This window comes from Defluviitoga sp. (genome assembly GCF_035349255.1).
GTDB lineage: Bacteria > Thermotogota > Thermotogae > Petrotogales > Petrotogaceae > Defluviitoga.
Map to the genome: position 1 here is coordinate 48,090 of NZ_DAOPSE010000001.1, position 19,905 is coordinate 67,994.

At 31.0% G+C, this 19,905-nt stretch carries 15 protein-coding genes; 1 reads left to right on the forward strand and 14 read right to left on the reverse strand.

Translation table 11 applies throughout. The features are described 5' to 3' along the window. Positions 1 to 10 precede the first annotated feature (10 nt). From PKN74_RS00220 to aspS, 12 genes are all read right to left on the reverse strand, one after another. Complete coding sequence (locus PKN74_RS00220) at positions 11 to 283, reverse strand: metal-sensing transcriptional repressor (protein WP_472307389.1); 273 nt, start codon at positions 281 to 283, stop codon at positions 11 to 13. 176 nt (positions 284 to 459) lie between these two features. After that, positions 460 to 2,163, reverse strand: coding sequence for a flagellar basal body-associated FliL family protein (locus tag PKN74_RS00225; protein WP_472307391.1), 1,704 nt, complete (start codon positions 2,161 to 2,163; stop codon positions 460 to 462). Positions 2,164 to 2,165: 2 nt separating this feature from the next. Next, positions 2,166 to 2,969 (reverse strand): 16S rRNA (adenine(1518)-N(6)/adenine(1519)-N(6))-dimethyltransferase RsmA, encoded by an 804-nt coding sequence (rsmA, locus tag PKN74_RS00230; protein WP_472307393.1) that lies wholly within the window; start codon positions 2,967 to 2,969, stop codon positions 2,166 to 2,168. Between the two features lie 48 nt (positions 2,970 to 3,017). Beyond that, complete coding sequence (locus tag PKN74_RS00235; protein ID WP_472307395.1) at positions 3,018 to 5,528, reverse strand: polysaccharide biosynthesis/export family protein; 2,511 nt, start codon at positions 5,526 to 5,528, stop codon at positions 3,018 to 3,020. A 183-nt stretch (positions 5,529 to 5,711) separates the two neighbouring features. Further along, a complete protein-coding gene (locus PKN74_RS00240; RefSeq protein ID WP_472307397.1) occupies positions 5,712 to 6,182 on the reverse strand; it encodes a tetratricopeptide repeat protein in 471 nt (156 codons plus the stop codon). Continuing rightward, positions 6,175 to 8,001: a hypothetical protein gene (locus PKN74_RS00245; protein WP_472307399.1), complete on the reverse strand. Its 1,827-nt coding sequence runs from the start codon at positions 7,999 to 8,001 to the stop codon at positions 6,175 to 6,177. The genes PKN74_RS00240 and PKN74_RS00245 overlap by 8 nt, the downstream gene beginning before the upstream one ends. Positions 8,002 to 8,010: 9 nt before the next feature. Then, on the reverse strand, positions 8,011 to 8,622 hold the full coding sequence (plsY, locus tag PKN74_RS00250) for a glycerol-3-phosphate 1-O-acyltransferase PlsY (RefSeq protein ID WP_472307401.1): 612 nt from the start codon (positions 8,620 to 8,622) through the stop codon (positions 8,011 to 8,013). 268 nt (positions 8,623 to 8,890) lie between these two features. Then, a complete protein-coding gene (gene der, locus PKN74_RS00255; protein ID WP_472307403.1) occupies positions 8,891 to 10,288 on the reverse strand; it encodes a ribosome biogenesis GTPase Der in 1,398 nt (465 codons plus the stop codon). A 37-nt stretch (positions 10,289 to 10,325) separates the two neighbouring features. Beyond that, the gene (locus tag PKN74_RS00260) at positions 10,326 to 11,912 is read right to left on the reverse strand and encodes a S1 RNA-binding domain-containing protein (protein ID WP_472307405.1); all 1,587 of its coding nucleotides are present in this window, start codon (positions 11,910 to 11,912) and stop codon (positions 10,326 to 10,328) included. Positions 11,913 to 11,954: 42 nt separating this feature from the next. Further along, positions 11,955 to 12,800, reverse strand: coding sequence for a 4-hydroxy-3-methylbut-2-enyl diphosphate reductase (ispH, locus tag PKN74_RS00265; RefSeq protein WP_472307407.1), 846 nt, complete (start codon positions 12,798 to 12,800; stop codon positions 11,955 to 11,957). Continuing rightward, complete coding sequence (gene cmk, locus PKN74_RS00270; RefSeq protein WP_472307409.1) at positions 12,781 to 13,479, reverse strand: (d)CMP kinase; 699 nt, start codon at positions 13,477 to 13,479, stop codon at positions 12,781 to 12,783. Before cmk ends, ispH begins: the two co-directional genes overlap by 20 nt. 15 nt (positions 13,480 to 13,494) lie before the next feature. Then, positions 13,495 to 15,279, reverse strand: coding sequence for an aspartate--tRNA ligase (gene aspS, locus PKN74_RS00275; protein ID WP_472307411.1), 1,785 nt, complete (start codon positions 15,277 to 15,279; stop codon positions 13,495 to 13,497). Between the two features lie 102 nt (positions 15,280 to 15,381). On the opposite strand from aspS, the gene PKN74_RS00280 reads away from it, so the two are divergent. After that, positions 15,382 to 16,389, forward strand: a complete 1,008-nt coding sequence (locus PKN74_RS00280) for an S-layer homology domain-containing protein (RefSeq protein WP_472307413.1) — start codon at positions 15,382 to 15,384, stop codon at positions 16,387 to 16,389. A gap of 55 nt (positions 16,390 to 16,444) precedes the next feature. Here PKN74_RS00280 and PKN74_RS00285 read toward each other — a convergent pair whose 3' ends face one another. Next, positions 16,445 to 17,098, reverse strand: a complete 654-nt coding sequence (locus tag PKN74_RS00285) for a TIGR00153 family protein (protein ID WP_472307415.1) — start codon at positions 17,096 to 17,098, stop codon at positions 16,445 to 16,447. 31 nt (positions 17,099 to 17,129) lie between these two features. Beyond that, positions 17,130 to 19,889, reverse strand: coding sequence for an isoleucine--tRNA ligase (gene ileS, locus PKN74_RS00290; protein WP_472307417.1), 2,760 nt, complete (start codon positions 19,887 to 19,889; stop codon positions 17,130 to 17,132). Between the last annotated feature and the right edge of the window lie 16 nt (positions 19,890 to 19,905).

Here is a 19,905-nt window from a genome sequence, read left to right on the forward strand (position 1 = left end):
ACCCCTATAATTAATAAGCCTTATTTAAGTATTTAATAACTTCTTCAAGTTCTTTTAATTTAATATTTATCTCCTCTTGATCTTGTGAGGAAATAGCTTCTTTCAAACAAGTTTCAATATGTTTTTTCAAAATATCTGTATGAGCATTTTTTAAAAGTGATATAGTTGCTAATAGTTGTTTAGATATGTCTATGCAATATCTTTCTTCCTCTACCATCTTTATCGCTGCTTCTAGTTGGCCTTTTGCAGTTTTCAATTTATTTAGAGCTTTCTGATGCTTCAATTATTTTTACCTCCTATGGGAATTTTACCACCCCTAGGTAGGGGGTAAAATAATTATAAACAAATTACTTTTCCTCATTGTTAAATAATAATTAAAACATAAATATAAAACAGCCCGTTAAAGGCGGGCTGTTTTGAAGAAAAAATTTCAAATGAAACATATTTTGTTTGTCCTATTTATTCAACTCTTGAGATACTTAATTTTACTTGTTTTACACCATTTTCTTTAGTAGTTCCTAATAACTCGTTTATAGCTATTAATAATTTATTTTCTAGTTCTTTCTCTATACCAGATTTTCTAAACTGCTCAGGTGAATATGTAGAAAATATTATTCTAAGTGTGTCAAATACCTTTGCAAATGATTTTTCTACTTTTTCTTTAATTTCTTCATCCGCTACAACAAATGAAAATTCTGTTACATAAACACGATTGTTTAAATTTATCCTAATTGGATATTCTCCTTTAATAATATCGACAGTGATATCTGTCTGTTTTTCTACATACACAATTTCTGGTTTCTCTGAACCATAAAACTTAATATCTGTGTAGCCAAGAAATTTGGGGTGGCTAGGATCTTCTTTTATAGAATAAACACTTACTTTATCGCCGGTAAATCTAAGATATAAATAACCATTTGCCATTTTAATTCCATTTACTCCCTTGAGGTCTAACTTTGACTTTATTATAGGAGTTTCTGGATTGGAAATATCTGCTATATCAATACCCTCATCTAACCTCAAAATGTACAAGTAATTATCATTTTGAATAACGTCCGTTACATTACCAGATGTTTGAATACTTGAAATTTCTTTAGGATTGTTTGGATCTCCAACTTCGTAAATAGTTACTCCATATTTCCCACTTGGAGAATATAGATAAACTTTTTTGGTAACTTCTTCCTTGGTTGAAAATCTTATTTGAGTTGTTGATTCTCCACCCTTGCCATCTTTTGCTACTATTTTTAAGGTATAACTTTTTCCAGGTTCCAAATAATTATACTCATAAAAATAGTTTGTAATATTGCTTGCAATAAGTTTTTCTTCTTGAAAACCTTCTTTTAAGTATATATCAAATGTCAACTCATCATTATCTAAATCTTCGCTTTGCCAAACAAAATATATCCTTTCTCCTTCTATTTGTTGATTTTCGGTAGGGGATAGAACTATAGGCTGTGAAGGAGGTACATTTTTTAGAAACACATAAGGATTGGAAAATCCAAAAACTTTATTTTCCTTTACAACGGCAAATTTAAGCTCTAAACCTTCAGAAGGAAGGGAACTTAGCAAAACAACATTTTGAGACGAGGTCTTAAAAGGCTCATATATACCAGCATTATTTTTTTTGTATATTAAATATTGATCGTAACCCGACGGAAGAGTAATATATAAATCGTTACCCTGCCATTTGTAGTCAATACTGAACTTAATGGAGTTTCTATTTAATTTAACATTATCTAATGTCATATTGTCCTTAATGAATAAAGAGGGCTCTGAATAATAGTAATAGGCAATGTTATTATCATCTACTGCTAATACATTTAATTCATAAGTACCTTCTTCAACTTTTAGCTCTATTGGAGTACCTATAGGAAAGACAGATTCATAGACATTTAAACCTTTTAGTTCAACTTTTATTTTACTATAAGGTTCTGTCATGTTGCTTTCTTTGTTTATTGAATAATTAATTGTTACTTTATATTTCTTGCCTAAAAATATGACAGAGAAAGTTATTATGATTGCAACCACTACAATTGCAATTATTGTTGATATTATAATCGCTCTTTCCCTATTATTTCTAGGTTTTTGCTCTTTACTTCCTTCTATCAGCTGTTCATATTCTAACTTATTTTCTTTCTTATCTGGATTGCCTTGATCAGCCATGTCTATCCCTCCAACCGTTTATACATTTTAATATAAGTTTCAATTGGGACCACTTCTGGCCTTACTAACTCGTTAAGACCTATCTCTTTTAATAAAGTTTCGGGGTTGCTTATTATACTTTTTAAGTTATTTTTTAGTGTTTTTCTTCTATTAGAGAAACACTGATGTATAAATTTCATAAATTTATCCGGATCTAATTCCTCAAGATTTTTGTGGTTAGGTGTCAATTTTAAAACAACAGAATCAACCTTTGGAATTGGAACGAAATTAGTCTTCGAAACGTCCATAATTTTATCGACATCATAGTACGTCTGAACGAAAATGCTTAATGGACTGTAAGCTTTTCCAGCTTGAGCTATCATTCTTCCACCAAATTCCTTTTGAAACATTAATACTGCGTAATCAAAGTTAGGAGATTCCTTAAGTATTTTTTCAAGGATCGGTGAAGAAATATAGTATGGGATATTGGCAACATACTTTAACTTTTTATAATCTCTAATTTGCGACAGATCCGCTTTCAGAAAATCCTTAAAAATCAATTCTATATTATCGTAATTCTTCAACTTTTCAATTAACAGAGGTTTAAGTCTTTCGTCAATTTCAAAACTTATAACATTTTTGGCTCTTTTTGCAAGTTCTTCAGTCAATATACCAATCCCGCTACCTATTTCAATAACTGTATCTTCGAAAGTTACCAAACTTTTTGTGACTATTTCTTCAGCAATACTACGAACTGTAAGAAAATTCTGTCCCAAACTTTTTTTTAATTTAATGTTATACTTTTTTAACCATTCTGATGTAGTCAACTAACTTATCACCTTCGACCTGATTTGCACAAAACGCAACTCATTTTTTTAAAATAAATCTGTGACATTCCCAACAAGACTTATTCCAGTATTTACAAAACTCATGAAAAATTGTACAGTGCTCATAACTTCAACTACGTTTGTTAATGCATTTTTTGGAACATATATTATATCCTTAGGTTTAATTTCTGGATTCATAGATGTTTTTACTGGTGCTGCTTTTATTATACCAGATAAATCAAGAGTAATGGGTGGATTTTCAGGACCGTCTTTAAATAAGTAGACAGTAGACGGTTGTGCAGACTTTGTAGTGTTTCCAGCTTTAAGTATAGCATCCAAGACTGTCATACCTGCATTGTATGAAACTAAACCGGGTCTCGCCACTTCACCAAAAACATATACTACTGGTTCTTCAGCAGGAGGAACATATACAATTGAACCTGGTTTCACTAATATATTTCTAAGGTTGTCTACATTCGTAAGGTCTACTAATATTTCTTCGCTTTTTTCTGTATATATGATCGCATTTTCTTGATTTTTCCAGTCTATTTTTGAACCTGAAAGAATTTCAACCAAACTTATAGGAATATCGGTTCTAATACTTCTTGGATCTATATTTCCTAAAACAGCTATGTAAGATCCCTCTAAATCCGGTTGAACTATAACATAAGACCCCTTCGGAACTTCTCTGGTCAAATTATTCAATAGATCATTTGAATTAAAGCTTTCAATTAACTTTCCATCTTTATAAATTTGTATTACTCCTTTATCAACAGGTGAAAAGCCATTAACTGCAGAAAATACATCTATAATCCTTACAATATTATCTCTAATAACTCTAGTTTCCCCTGCTTTATACACTATCACTTCATTAGAAGCTTTCTTATAAATTTCTATAAAGACCTTCCCCTCCAAAGGAATCAACTTCAAACTATTGTAATCAGAAGCATTTATAGTTCCAGATTTGTTGAATGTTTGATATCTTATTTCATAAGCGTCACCTAAATTTAAAGGCAATAATAACTCGTACAATGTATCCCCTAATGTATATTCTACAGTTCCTGAGATTTCTCCAAATAAATAAGCCTTTCTTTCCATAGAATTAGCTACAATGGTTGAGCCAGGTTGAACGAAGACTTCTTTTAAGTTACTTAATTCTTTTGTATCAACTTTAATAGCTTTGGTAATCCCTAGAGTATCTATTATAACTAATTCTCCTGAAAAATCCTTAGTGAACCCATGTCCTAATCCTAAAACTTTGTCCATAGTTATATTTTCACTTGGAAGGAAACTGATCTTACCCGTTTGATTAAAAGCTCCAGTCAAATATACGTAATTCCTTTTTGATGTCACTTGAACAAAATCACCATTTTTAAGCTGAGAATCTAAATTAGATTTAATGTTGTTAATTTTTACTTCTTCAACAACCTCTTCATTTATTCCTATCTTAGATAATAAAGTTCTTACATTCATGTTTTCATGTTTTTCAAAATCAACTCTTTTCGATACCTCTTCTGAATTTACATAAACATAGCTCAGAAATTTATTGATTATGACCGTATCTCCTGGAAGTAAAACGAAATCTTTTCCTTTGGCTATCTCGTCTAATGACAAGCTAATAACCTTTGAATCTCGAATTATATTTATTGTATCATTAACTTGATTAAGCAAAATATTTATATTAGCGACAGAATCTAATAAAGCTATCGCTGATTTAATTCCCATTCCCTCAAAATAGTCTAAAGAGGCTGTACCAAAATCAGAAAACACGAGTACTTTATTGGTATAATTTAAAGGAATTATAACAGTATCTCCTGGACTTAAAAAGAAATCTTCCGATTTAATAATACTTTCTGAATTGATTTCTTTTATCTGTGAATCTCTGATAACAACTATTTTTGGTGAAATTTTGTTTACAGGAATATTCATTACTGAAATAACCGACTTTAAACTAATTCCTTCATAGTAATCTAAAGAAGTTGTACCAAAGTCTGAAAAAACATTGATTTTATTTGTGTAATCATATGGAAATAAAACGAAAGATCCAGATTGAATGTATGGATCCTCACCTTTGTTTCCACTTTTTAACCATCCAACACTTACTTTTTGCTCTTTTCCATCAGGGGTTCTAATTAAAGCATATGAGGACTTGTTTGCATCTTGAAATCCCCCTACTTGGCCAATAAGATCCGAAAGCTTTATCTTCTCGCTTTTAATATCGATTACTCCATTAACCTTTGTGTTGCCAAGAACCGTTACAGGAAATGGCGCGTATTTTACTACACCAACTGTAATCTTGTTAGTTTTTATATAACTTTGCATCTTAGTTGAAATTTCTTGCTCCAATTGATCTAAAGTCTTTCCTTCTGCTTTTATTCTTCCAAGAGGAGGAACAGTTATGTCTCCTTCAGGACCAACGATTAATTCAGAAATCGAATACTCTGGATACCCTAAAACCCAAATGCCCAATGCATCTCCTATTCTAACGTTATATGAAAAGGAAAGCAAAGACAAAATAACAAACACAGCACATAATAAAAAAGACTTTTGTCTACTCATTTTTTCCTCCTCCATAGTTATAATTTTTAGTAATATCTTTAATAATTTTTTAACTTTTTTATTGATTAGTTTGTTTTTATAGAAAATTTTATAATTTGAAACTTCGGTAAATCTAAATTTTGTTTGCACATTTTATATTTTAACAAATATAAGAACTGCTTAGAAACATATTTGTTTTTTTAATCATTCTAAATCATCTTTATAAAAGGCCATTTGCTCGATTAAACTAATTTCTTGAGAGTCATAACCCATAATTTTTAAACTATCTATGTATTTTTTAGCTAATTTTTTGTTGTTTGATTTCAAAGCTGATTTACTTTTTAAAAGTAAGATATTATACCTAATCTGTTCAGCTTCGGGTTCTTTTATAGTAATAACTTCTGCATAGTTATTTGTCTCGTACAAACTTTCCGCTAAGTAAAGATATGTTTCATCTAAAAATAATCCTTTTTCCAAGGATAATTTAAAATATTTAGTTGCATTCACGAAATCTTTATTTAGCAACAAACAAACTCCCATATTATGATAAAAGATAGGCTCTTCAGGCAAAATCCTAATAGCGTGCATATAATAGACTATTGCTTTTTCATACTGTCCTTCCTCTGTTAGATCATTTCCTTTTTTGTTGAAATAAAAAGCTTCGTTTTCACTCAAAGTCTATCCCCTCGGTGTAATAATAAAGTGTATCAACTAACAACGTATCTTCCAACAGTAAACTAATTGAAGTAGAATTAATTCCTGATATTATAGGAGGAAATAAGTTATATTCGAAGTAATCCACTGCTTTATAGGAAGATACCAAATACTCCTTCAAGTATTCTTCATAATTTTTGGTGACTATTGCTCCACCACTTAGATAAGCTAAATTTTCTATTTCTTCATTTGCTCCTTTTTCGTCGACAATATAAAACAGCGAACTGCTTGATAGTATAAAAGGAATACTTTTTTCAGGTGTTAATTCAAAGTTAATTTCACCGTAAGTTACTATGTTCGAATCAGTCTTTATTTGAGGCATATGTATTTGAAATAATTCATTTATATCGTAGTAATAAACTTCTGGAATTATATAATTTCTGATATATTGATATGGGACACGTCCTCCCATATCGATAATAATAGTATTCTTGGCCACAAATTCCATCTTCTCACCAGAAGCGTCTATTACGTTAACTTTAGCTGTTACTTTCCTGTCTTTGTCGTTGTAATTTAAACCATACAAATTTAAAAGGTAAAGATCATACTTTCCTCGTGAATTAACCCTTTGAAGAACAACTTGATTATTTTTGTAATCAGTGATACTCATTACTCCATTTTTAATCTCTATTCGACCTGTTGATTCTGCAAGATTGTCTTTCTTTATTAATTCACTAATTTTTACTAGTTCTACTTCACTTTCGTTCTCTAATATTTCTAATATTTCAATACCATCCTCTAAAGAAGTCAGCATTAATTTATTCCATGGTAAACATGATAAAGATAGATAAGTTTTATTAGGTAATTTTATTACCTCTACAACTTCATTTTTTAATATATCAAGATGAAAAATAGATGAACTTGCAAACTCAACCAAATATAAATTATTCCGCCACAATGCTCCAGCTATAAAAACTTGAGTATTGTCAAACTTTTTTTGATGAAGTATCTCACCATTAAATCCAATCATTTTTATTTCATTATTGTAAGGATCATAACCTATTATTCTTCCCGCATTATCAACTCCATAAATTATAAAAGGAAATCCTTCAATTAATGTTTGTATTTGATCTTCTTGTTCAGAAGTAACATAGGTGCTTTCTTTTGTTAACTCTTCGTCATTTTTTTTGCTTTCTTTTATTATATTGGGGGAATAACTTTCAAAATAGTATATCCCTTTATCTGAACCTAGGTATATCCTGTTTAAATTCTTGTCAGCATTAAGGGAATAATATTTCGTTTCCTTGTTGAGTCGAATCCATTTTTCATTAGTAGTATCCGTTTTATAAATCAAATGGTTTTGAGGATCTAAAATATAGAGATTTGAATTTAATATCTCAACAGCAACAGGATTATAGAATTTTTCAAAAGAATTTTTAACTCCTGGAATTAATGCTAAATCAAAAAATGTTGGAGCTACATAATTAGATAAAGAAAAATTTTTCATACTTTCAATGAAATTTTTTAACGTTTTTGCTTCTTCATTTACCGTAGAAAACAAAAGAGCGTTTTCCAAATCTTGAAGAGCTCTGTCAACCATGCCTAATTGTAAATCCAATTTAGCGGCATAATACCATAATCTGGGAATATCTGTTATGTAAATTTCGCCACTCATTGCTTCATTTAATTTTATCCTTGCTTCATATTTATTGCCTTCAAAAAGCAAGGATAAACTTTCTGCAAAAAGCTTCCTCGATTCTAATTCGCTTTTTGATAATTCTTGAGAAAATCCCATTGTCAAAAATATTAAAATAAAAATTACTATAACAAATTTTTTCATAAGTAATAATCACTCATTTTTTATTTTACCTTTTTTAATCATTCCTAGTATATCAGTTTTACTTTCTGTACCTTCAATTAATCTTTTTATATTCGATCTATGTTTATAAGCACTTAGCAAAAAAAGGATCAGAAAGGTTATGCCCGCTTTTAAATCTATGAAAAACCCCATAATAGCTGAAATAAATAATCCTAATAATGAAGCTAAGGAAACATATTTAGTAGTTTTTTCTACGGGAATCCAAACAATAAGAAAAATTATACCCAATAAAGGTCTCAAAGCAAAATATCCACCTAATGTAGAAGAGACACCTTTTCCACCTTTGAATTTAAGAAATAAGGAATAATTATGTCCTAAAACAGCTAAAATTAAACAAAGATAAGGGATCCATGAATTTATTCCAAAAAGTAATCTTGCTATAAGTACTGGTACAAATGATTTCAAAAAATCCAAAGAGATACAGATAGCTCCATATTTAGGACCTAATGCTCTTAAGACATTTGTCCCACCTACATTCCCACTGCCAACTTTTCTAATGTCAACCCCTTTTAACCAAGGTACTATGAAGCTGAAAGGCAAAGAACCACACACGTAACTTATAATTAAAAAAAGTATTTTCATGGATTCCCTCCCTCTACTTCTTTTTTTTTAACGATTTTAAAATTCTAAAAATCTTATTTAATGAAATGATTAACATAAAATCTATATTTCTCTAAATTTCTGTTTCCTTCAAAAAACAATCTTGAATCTAAAACTTATTGGAATATTCTTTGTTTTTAAGAAAATAGTTGGTAAGGTGCTATCCTGATAACCTATTAAATCAAAAAATCAACGTTTTATAAACTGTCAATATTCCTTAATCATTGAATAATCTGCTCAATCTGTAAATTTACTTCTTAGTTGATTGCGCCTTACCTTTTTCATCAGTCCTTTTACTAGAAGATTTTCTTTCCTCAAATTTTAAAAATATCGGGGAACCGATAAATGGATCTACGTAATTTCTTATCATGTTCCTTAATCCCTGCTGATAATACTTAGGTATATCATAGGGTAAATTTGTATAGAAAACAAATACAGGCGGCTTTACTCCAACTTGTGCAGCGTAATAAAACTTGATTCTTTTTCCTTTTTTTATAGGGGGAGGAGACACCATAACGTATCTTTCAAGTGCTGCGTTTAATAGGCTTGTTGGTACTCTTTTATTTCTTGATCTATTTGCTTCTTCTATTGCAACTATCAACTCATCTATCCCCCATTTTTTTGGAGCAGACGTAAATACTATTGGACTGTAATTCACAAAAAAGAATTCTTTATCAAAGTTTAACAAAAATTCTTCTTTTTTTTGTTTTTTATTTTTAATTAAATCCCACTTATTAAAAACGATAACACTAGCTTTTCCTTTATCTTCTGCCAATCCTATAATACTTTTATCTTGTCTGGTTATTCCTTCAACAGAATCAACCACCAAAACAACTACATCTGATTTTTCTATAGCTTTTATCGATCTAGAAATTGAAAACATCTCAATACTGCCATATGAAACAGCACTTTTTTTCCTTAGACCCGCAGTATCTATAAAACTAAACTTTTGATTATCAATTTCAACTTCATAATCTATGGAATCCCGTGTAGTCCCCGGGATTTCCGAAACTAAGGCCCTTTCAATGCCAACTATCGAATTAAATAGAGAAGACTTCCCTACGTTTGGCCTACCAACAATAGCTACTTTTATTGTTTCTTCAGAAGTTGCTTTTGGTTCCTCAACAAATGAAGCTAGATCATTTTTTATCAAAAAATTGGTAATTTCATCCAAAAGTTCACTGATATTTTTATTATGTTCGGCCGAAACAGGTATTGCTTCACCAAATCCTAAAGAATATAGTTCTGGCCTTATCTCAATTTCAAATTTATCAAAGTTTTCAGCTTTATTAGCAACTAACAAAACTTTATCAGCGTATCTTTTTAAATTCTCAGCTATATGAAAATCTTCAGATGTGAGACCATTTCTTCCATCAACTACAAACAATATCAAAGCCGCTTCTTCTCTACTTTGAAAAATAAGCATTTTCTGTCTTTCTTCTATGTAACTTTCAGGATTTTCCAAAATACCACAAGTATCTACAACTGTAAAGGAAACTCCATCCCATTCAGTTTCTCCATACACAAAATCCCTAGTTACTCCCGGTAAATCATGAACAATTGACTTTCTTTCTCCAATTATTCTATTAAACAATGTAGATTTACCTACATTAGATTTTCCTACTATTAAGACTTTTGGTCTAATCATGTCGATACACCTCAATGCCGAAAATTATATATGTTTATTATTCTAAATCCCTCAAAATTTCTTCTGCTTCTTTTCCTTCAAAATTATTTAGATTAATTATGCTAACAACCATATTGCCTCTTTTGTTCTCATTTTCTAAATTTACCTCTAAAACTTTGACTTTTACTTCTTCTCCAATTTCAAAAATGTCCCGGACATTTTTTGAATCAAAAGATGCCTTACTCGAAGGTAAATATGCTTCTACGTTATGATCATCTACTAGAACTATTGCTCCTCGGTCAACAAATCTTGTAATTTTGCCTTTTACAATATCTCCTGGTTTTATTTCTTTTATCACTTTTTTCCAAGGATTCTCTGTCGATTTTCTTACAGATAATCTCATTTTTCTGTTGTCTTTATCTATGCTTAAAATCTTTACCATAACTGTGTTTCCTTCTTTTAAGTAATTGTTTACGTTATCGATAAAATTCCATGAAAGCTCAGAAACATGTAAAAAACCAGTTAATCCCTCTTTAACTTTAATAATTGCTCCATTTTCTAAAATCTTTTCAACAACCCCTTCAACAATTGTCCCTTCACTGTATTTCTCTTCAATATTTTCCCATGGATCACCCAAAGCAAGTTTATAACTCAAATTCATTTTTCTTTTATTTTTATCTATTTCTAACACTTTCACGCTAACTATATCTCCGACTTTTACCACATTTTCGATTCTCCCTCGACGTCCCCAAAAAATTTGAGATTCATGAACTAATCCTTCTACACCTTCTTCTATTTCTACAGTGAATCCAAAGGGGAATATTTTCGTTACTACTCCTTTTACAATACTTCCTACAGGATATTTTTCTTCCACTGTTTCCCAGGGGTCATTTTTTAACAGTTTCATAGAAAGATTTATTTTTTTATTTTCTTGATCGATATTTGTTATTATAGCCTTTATTTTTTTCCCTTTCTTTAAAAATTCTTTTAAATCCACTTTATTATTCCAACTAACTTCGTTTCGGGGTAGAAAAGCGGTTACATATTCTGATAATCTAACAAATGCACCAAAATCCTTTACATCTTCAATTATACCTTCTACTAACATTCCCATTTTATAAATATTGAAAAAATCATCGAGTTTTTCTTCAACATAATCTTTTCTAGATACAATTATGTTTTTCCCATTCTTCGCAATCACTTTTACTCCGACTTCTTCAGAAGGCATTTCGTCATATACCCTTAGTAAGGATAATGACCCAGGAAGAAAAGCCTTTACGGTTCCTTCAATCAACACAGTATAACCATTTTTTACTCTTTCTTTAAAAATGGCTTTGTAGTTTTCTCCTTCCTTTATTTCATTAAAAATTTTTTCCCACATAGCTTTCTTTTCAGATGCTAAATGTAAACCTTCTGCATCATTTACTTTCAAAATTTTAACAGTAATTAAATCTTCAATTTTGTAAGTTTCCTTTGACTTTGAAAGTTCATCCTGGGTTACAAAGACATCTCCTGGGCATCCTTCTAACGCAACCCATAGACCGTCATTATCTATTTCAAGAACTTTTCCTTCAAAAATTTTCCCTCTTTTCAATTCAATGATTTCTAGATCTTCCATTAACTCTTCAAAACTCTGTTTTTCCATATCAATATCCTCCTTACAATCAGATTATCCCACCGTTATAACCTAGGATTTAAATTTTTCTAAAAAATTTATAACTCTTTCTAGTTCAATTTCAGGTGTTGATGAACCAGTTACAATTCCTACAACATCTGATGAGTTGATATCAATTTGCTCAAGTTCCTCGACTTTTTCTATATGAAAAGTCCTTTTACAATTCTTTTTTGCTATGTTATAAAGTTTTTCGGTGTTAGAGCTATGCTTACCACCTATTACCAAAATAAGATCACATTTTTTAGATAGGGAAAAGGTTTCTTGTTCTCTAATAATTGTTTCTGAACAGATGGTTTTTTTAATCAAAACTTCCGAGAAAGAATTACATTTTATCATACCAACTATAAATTCTTTAAAATCGGATTCTGCCATAGTAGTTTGTGAAACAATTAATGTTTTTTTTACTTTGATTTCTAATGGTGAAGAAGTTATTAAAAGTTTTTCCTCTTCAACATTTCCTCTTAATCCCACTACTTCAGGATGATCGGGTTTGCCATACAACACTACATAGTAATTCTTTTTCTGTTTCTGTTTCACAAACTTCACAAGATTTTCTACTATAGGACAAGTCATATCCACTACTTCTAAAAAATTATTTTCTAAAACTTCTTTTTCTTTTTTTGTTACCCCATGTGCTCTTATAACAACAATTTTAGAATTAGAATCTTCTGGTATTTCTTCAAGATTATTTATAACCGTGGCTCCCAGTTCTTTTAACTCATTCATTACTTGTTTGTTATGAACCAATTCTCCATATATATAAACCTCTTTTTTTTCATCCAGTACCTTTTTTACCTCTTCGATTGCTCTTGAAACTCCAAAACAAAAGCCAGTTCTTTTAGCTACAATTATTTCCATATAAACCTTTCTCCTTTAAAAGACAGCTAATTTCTTCAACTACATCTTCGATTGTTTTGTCGGTGGTATCAATAATAATTGCATCCTCTGCCGGTTGTAAAGGTGAAATATCTCTTGTTGAATCGGCTTTATCTCGTTCTTCTATTTCTTTTAATACCTCCTCATAAGAAATATTTTCCTCTTTTTCTTTTAATTCTTTCCATCGTCTTCTAGCCCTTTCTTCTAAAGAGGCAGTTAAAAATATTTTTAAGTCGCTATTTGGTAAAACTACAGTTCCTATGTCCCTTCCATCTATTACAATGCTATTCTTCTCTGATATTTCTCTAATTATATCATTAACTTTTTTTCTTACAACAGGATTTTTTGAATAAATGGAAGCAAGCATTCCTGATTTTGAACTTTTAATTTTGTCGGAAACATCTTCTCCGTTTAAAAAATATCTATTATCTTTAATTTCTATTTTAACTTCTTTTAGAATTTGAACAATTGAATCGGAATCTTCAGGATTAATTTGTTTACAGTCTAAAAAACATCCAATAATTCTATATATTGCTCCACTACTTAAATAGAAAATGTTTAACAAATCAGATATTTTCTGAGCTATCGTTGATTTTCCTGAGCCTGCAGGACCATCGATAGCAATTTTTATTGTTTTATTATTTGAATTTTGAAATCTCATTCTTATCCCAACCACTCATCTTTCTTCTTTATCAATCGGCTCTCTCAATAAGGCTAAGTTTAATTCCTCTAACTGCTTTTTAGAAACTGGAGATGGTGCTCCCGTCATTGGATCAGAACCAGAAGCTGTCTTTGGAAAGGCTATCACTTCTTTTATTGAGTCTTCCTCTACAAGAATGCTCACTAGTCGATCCATCCCTATTGCTATTCCTCCATGAGGAGGGACACCATATTTAAAAGCTTCGATTAAAAAACCAAATTTCTCTTCAATTTCTTTTTCATCTAAACCTAAAACCTTAAACACTTCTCTTTGAATATTTCTATCATGTATTCTAATACTACCACTAGCGATTTCATAACCGTTTATTACCAAATCATAAGACTGAGATTTTATTCTCAAAGGATCAGTATCTTTAAATTTTTTAAATTCTTCCAAGTTTGGCATAGTAAACGGATGATGTTCAGCCACAATCTTTTGTTCTTCATCTCCCCAAGAAAACATTGGAAAATCGGTAACCCACAAAAAGTCAAATCCGACTTTTTTCTTCAATTCTTGTTTTATAATATGTACCCTTAATTGTCCCAAGATTTCGTTAACTTTATCTTTCTCTTCTAATATCATTAACATCACATCGTTCTTTTTAATTATACCACCTTCTATGAGTTTTATTATTTCAGTTTCTGCTGCTTTTTTTATATTTGATCTAATATCATCAGAATTAGCTATCCATATCATACCAGAACTTCCTAGGTCCTTTGAAAATTCAACAAGCTCGTCAAACTTACTTCTTGTAAAGTTCTCTGCTTTTTCAGGTATCACAAAACCTTTTAACAACGCTCCTTGGGTTAATTTTTCTTTTATGAATTTAACTTTGGTTTCTTTAAAATACTCGTTCAATTCAATGAACTCCATACCATATCTAGTGTCAGGTTTATCTGAACCAAATTTGTTCATTACCTCATCATATGTATATCTTTTGAAAGGAACTTCGATACTCTCATTTATAGCTTCCTGAAAAATTTCTTTAATTAATTGCTCAGTAAAATTAAAAATGTCTTCTCTTTTAACAAAAGAAGCCTCAATATCGATTTGGGTGAATTCTGGTTGTCTATCTGCCCTAAAGTCCTCATCTCTAAAACATCGGGCAATTTGAAAATATCTATCAAAACCTGAAACCATAAGTAATTGTTTGAACAATTGTGGAGATTGAGGCAAAGCATAAAAAGTACCTGGTTTTAATCTTGAAGGTACCAAAAAATCTCTTGCGCCCTCTGGAGTTGACTTGGTAAGATAAGGTGTTTCTATTTCTACAAAATTATTATAAGAAAGAAAATCTCTAGAGGCTTTCATAACTTTATGTCTAACAAGAAGATTTGATTGCATTTTTTCTCTTCTTAAGTCTAGGTATCTGTATTTCAATCTAAGATTTTCTGAAACCTCTTCGTCTTTGTTGACGTAAATAGGCGGAACTTCAGACTGAGAAAGAATTTCTAAGTGAGTCGCTAAAATTTCAATTTCTCCTGTCTTCATATTCACGTTAACATCCTTTTCTGGTCTTAGTCTTACCTCGCCTTCTATCGAAACTACATATTCGTTTCTTAATCGCAACGCTTTTTCATACACCTCTTTATTTTCATTGGGATCAAAAACTATTTGCGTCTTCCCATATCTATCTCTTACCAAAACGAAAATTAAGCCTCCCAAATTTCTTATTCTATCAACCCACCCATTTAGTACCACTATCTTTCCAGCGTCTTTTTTTGTAAGCTCTCCACAAGTGTGTGTTCTTTGTTGAAACAAAAATAACACCTCCTCTGATTATTCATTTTATTTTACCATTTTTTGTGGTAAAATAAAACTAGTAAATTACTAAGGACATTATAAAATACAGGAGGTGTTACCGTGAAAAAAGTAGGGATTTTATTTCTTGTAGTAATTTTGTCGGTAGGATTATTCTCACAAACTTTTAAGGACGTGCCTATTAACCATTGGGCCTATGATGCTGTAGAAAGACTGTCAAAAATTGGCGTTATCGAAGGATACCCTGATGGTACCTTTAAAGGTTTAGAAAACATGAACAGGTATCAACTTACAGTGGCTCTTTCAAGAACTATAGATTATATCACTCAATCCGTTGTAGGGCCAGTAGCTCAGAATGTATCAAATTTGGAGAAAAAAGTTAATGCTTTGTCTGTTCCTCAAGGGGTTTCTAGTGCGGAATTACAACAAATTCAAAGTAGGTTAGATTCAATTTCAAGCAACGTAGCTAACCTACAGAGTTCAGTCACAAGGCTAGACAATTCAGTTAAAGAGTTACAAAATTCTTATGAATTATTAGGCTATACAACTACAAAGATCACCGAATTAGAAAGAAAAATAGATAGTTTAACTGTACCAACTCCCGCCGTAAGCAAGAGCGACTTTGACAGCTTAAAATTACAAGTTTCTCAACTACAAACTTCTGTAAAGAGTCTTGAAAGCAATTATCAAAACTTGTCCTTAACAACATCTCAACTTCAAGATGAAGTTAAGAAAATCTCTGACGTTCAAAGCTCCCTTAGCAAAACCAATCAAGAAGTAGAGAAAATAAACGCTTTAGTTAGCAACCTTAATACGAAAATAGATACTAAAGCAGATGCAACCGATGTAGCTCAATTAAAAAATGATACTCAGCAATTAAATACAAAAATAAACACTAATACACAAAGCATCACTCAATTAAGTTCTCAGCTCCAAGTCGTTCAAAAGAATGTGACTGATTTATCCCAAGAAGTTGCTAATGTAAGGAAAGTTGCCGAAAGTGCAAGCAAAGGAAAAGGAATTAATTTTGTTGATATTATTATAGCGGTGGTAGTATCTACAGGAATTTCCTTTCTAATTTATAATCTAATGCCAGCGAATGGAAGTTAATCAATTCTTAATATTAAATACTAAAATATGCCGCGAGATTGTAGCGCGGCATATTTTATTTTACTCTTCTTTTTAAAACAATTACGGCAACCATATCAGAAGCATCTTCTGCCCTATCCGCTATATCTCCTATCTGTGAAAACAAATCTCTTAGCTCTAATTTTTCTGCCAATCCCAAATAATCCAAAGAGAAAAGCTTTTTAATCATGTCTTTTTCTAAAATATCTTCTTTATGTTCTAATTCTTCGACTTTTAATATGTAACTATTTGTTTCTTCAATATTTAAAAATAGAGTTTCTACTGCTTTCTTTAAATATTTATAAGTTTCTCTAACCAAGTGGTTCTGCTTTAATAAGTCTTCTCTGAACTCTTCAGGAATTTTAGGCCTTTGAAAATCAATGCACTCAGCAACGGATTGTACCTTATTCATAACTTTATCCACACTCTCTATTAAAGCTAAAAGCTCGCCTCTTAAATTTGGCAAAAATGCACCTTCATACATAACACTTATTGTTTTTCTGCGCAAAATATCAGCTTGGTTTTCAAATAAAGATACCTTTTGCACTTTTTCTTTCATTTCATCTAATTGATCAGCTAAGTATAATTCAATAACCTCTTGAAAAACGTCCATTCCCTCTTGAATTTTTTCTAAATGTTTAAAAAAAAGATCCTTAACTTTCTCTTCTTTTTTTCCAACAAAGAGTCGCATACATCACCCCCACTTTAAACCAATAAAATTCTTAAAATTCTTCAGATTTTAAAACTTCCGCACATCTTGGGCATACCTCAGGGTATCTTTCATCTTTTCCAGTTTGGGGATGTATCTTCCAACATCTTTCACATTTCTCTCCCTCGGCTTTCATTATTTTTATTTTGGCGTTTTTTCCTTCAAAACCATTTTCCACATCTCCAAACTCACATTGTGAAACTATAAAAAAATCAGCTAAAAAGTTTTCATCAAAATCCTTTAAAAACTGTTTTAACTTTTCATTTTGAACTTCTAAAATCACTTTTGCATCTAGCGAATTTCCTATTACTTTCTCCTTTCGTTTTTCTTCTAAAGCCTTCAGCACATCTTCTCTGAGAGAAAGGACGGCTTCCCATTTTTCTTCTAAGTTAGAATTTATGTATTTTTCATTGTATTTAGGCCATCGCTCTGCAAAAATTGTTTCATATTTTTTTATGCTAGTTGGAAGATGATCATAAACCTCCTCAGCAGTGAACGATATAATTGGTGCCATCATTTTTGTTAGGGCAACTAAAGCTTCATAAAGTACAGTTTGAGCAGATCTTCTTAATTTAGATTTTTTACCTTCTACATAAATACGATCTTTAATTATATCTAAATATATTGCACTCATATCAATAGTGCAAAAATTATTTATTAAATAATGAACTTTATAAAATTCATAATTTTCATAGGCATTTGTTACTTCTTCAATCAGTTTATGCAATTTCAACATTGCCCATTTATCAATTTCGTGCATTTCTTCATACTCAACAAAATCTTTTTCAGGATCGAAATCAAAGATGTTACCTAACAAAAATCTTAGGGTGTTTCTTAACTTTCTATATATTTCTACTTGTTGCTGTAGTATGTTATTAGAAATTTTAATATCCATTGTATAGTCTGAGGACGCCACCCACAATCTCAATATATCAGCACCATATTGATCTATCACATCTTTCGGATTTATAACGTTTCCAAGAGATTTAGACATTTTACGCCCCTCTTCATCTTTAATAAATCCATGAGTTAAAACTGTTTTATAAGGTGCTTTCCCATGTTTGGCTACCGACAAAAAAATTGAACTTTGAAACCATCCTCGATGTTGATCGCTACCTTCAAGATATAAATCAGCAGGGAATCTTTTTAATTCTTCTCTTGTGTTAACTACGGCTTCAAAAGATGCACCAGAATCTATCCATACATCTAATATGTCTTCTTGTTTTGTAAAATCAGAGCCACCACATTTAGGGCAAAAGAAATCTTTTGGCAATAAATCTTTAACATCCTTTTCGAACCATGCATTACTTCCCAGGTCTTTGATTATTTCTATAACATTATCTAATATTTGAACATTTAATATTAAATCACCACATTTCTTGCACTTTACCGCTGGAATTGGAACCCCCCAGGCTCTTTGTCTTGAAATTACCCAATCAGGTCTTTCCTTAACCATGGAAGTTATACGATTTTCACCCCATTTTGGAATCCAATTAACCTGTTTAATTTGTTCTAAAACTTTTTCTCTATAATTATTTTTTTCCAAATCGATAAACCACTGTTCTGTAGCTCTAAAAATTATGGGATTTTTACATCTCCAACAATGCGGATAAGAATGAACCATCTTATCAGAAGATAACAAAAAATTAGATTTTTTTAGGTCATTTATTATGACCTCATTTGCTTTCCAAATCTTCGAGCCTGCATATTTACCGGCTTCTTCTGTAAAATACCCTTTATCATTTACTGGTGAGATTATTGGAAGATCGTATTTTAAGCCTGTTTTATAGTCATCAACTCCATGGCCTGGCGCTGTATGCACACAACCTGTACCTTCATCCAAAGTCACATATTCGGCAAGTACAATTAAACTGTCTCTATTCATAAATGGATGAACAGCTTTTTCTCCTTCTAGTTTTTCCCCCTTAAACGTTTCTATTATTTTATATTGGTCAATTTTTATTTGTTCTAAAGTTTTAGTGATTAATTCTTTAGCTAATATCCAATATTCTCCATCAACCATAATTTTTGCGTATTCATAATCTGGATGTAAAGCAATAGCTACATTTGCTGGTAAAGTCCAAGGTGTGGTCGTCCATATTACTATATATGTATCCTTCTCATTCTTCATAGGAAATTTTACATATATAGAATCAGATTTTTGGTCATGGTACTCTACTTCTGCTTCTGCTAGAGCAGTTTCACACTCTGTACACCAATATATAGGTTTTTTGCCTCTATATACATTTTCAGTTTCTACTAAACTTTTAAGAACTTCTAAAACTTTAGCTTCATATTCAGGTTTCAAAGTCAAGTATGGATTATCCCAAAAACCAATAACCCCAAGTCTTTTAAAACTGTCTCTTTGAATATCAACATATTTCATTGCAAATTGTTCGCATATTTTTCTTATTTCGAGTTTATCAAACTGCTCAGCTTTTTCGCCTAGCTCTGTTATGACACTATGTTCTATTGGAAGACCGTGAGTATCCCATCCGGGAACATACGGAGAATTATACCCCTGAAGAGTCTTATACTTTATTACAATATCTTTTAATACTTTGTTAAGTGCTGTACCTATATGAATATCTCCATTTGCATAAGGCGGTCCATCATGCAATATAAATTTTTCAGCATCTCTTCTTTTTTCCATAAGATAGTTAGCAATGTTGATATCTCTCCATTTTTCCAAAATAGATGGTTCTAAGGAACTTAAATTTGCTTTCATTTTAAAATCAGTTTTAGGAAGATTTATTGTGTCCTTATAGTTCAAAATGTGCACCTCCACA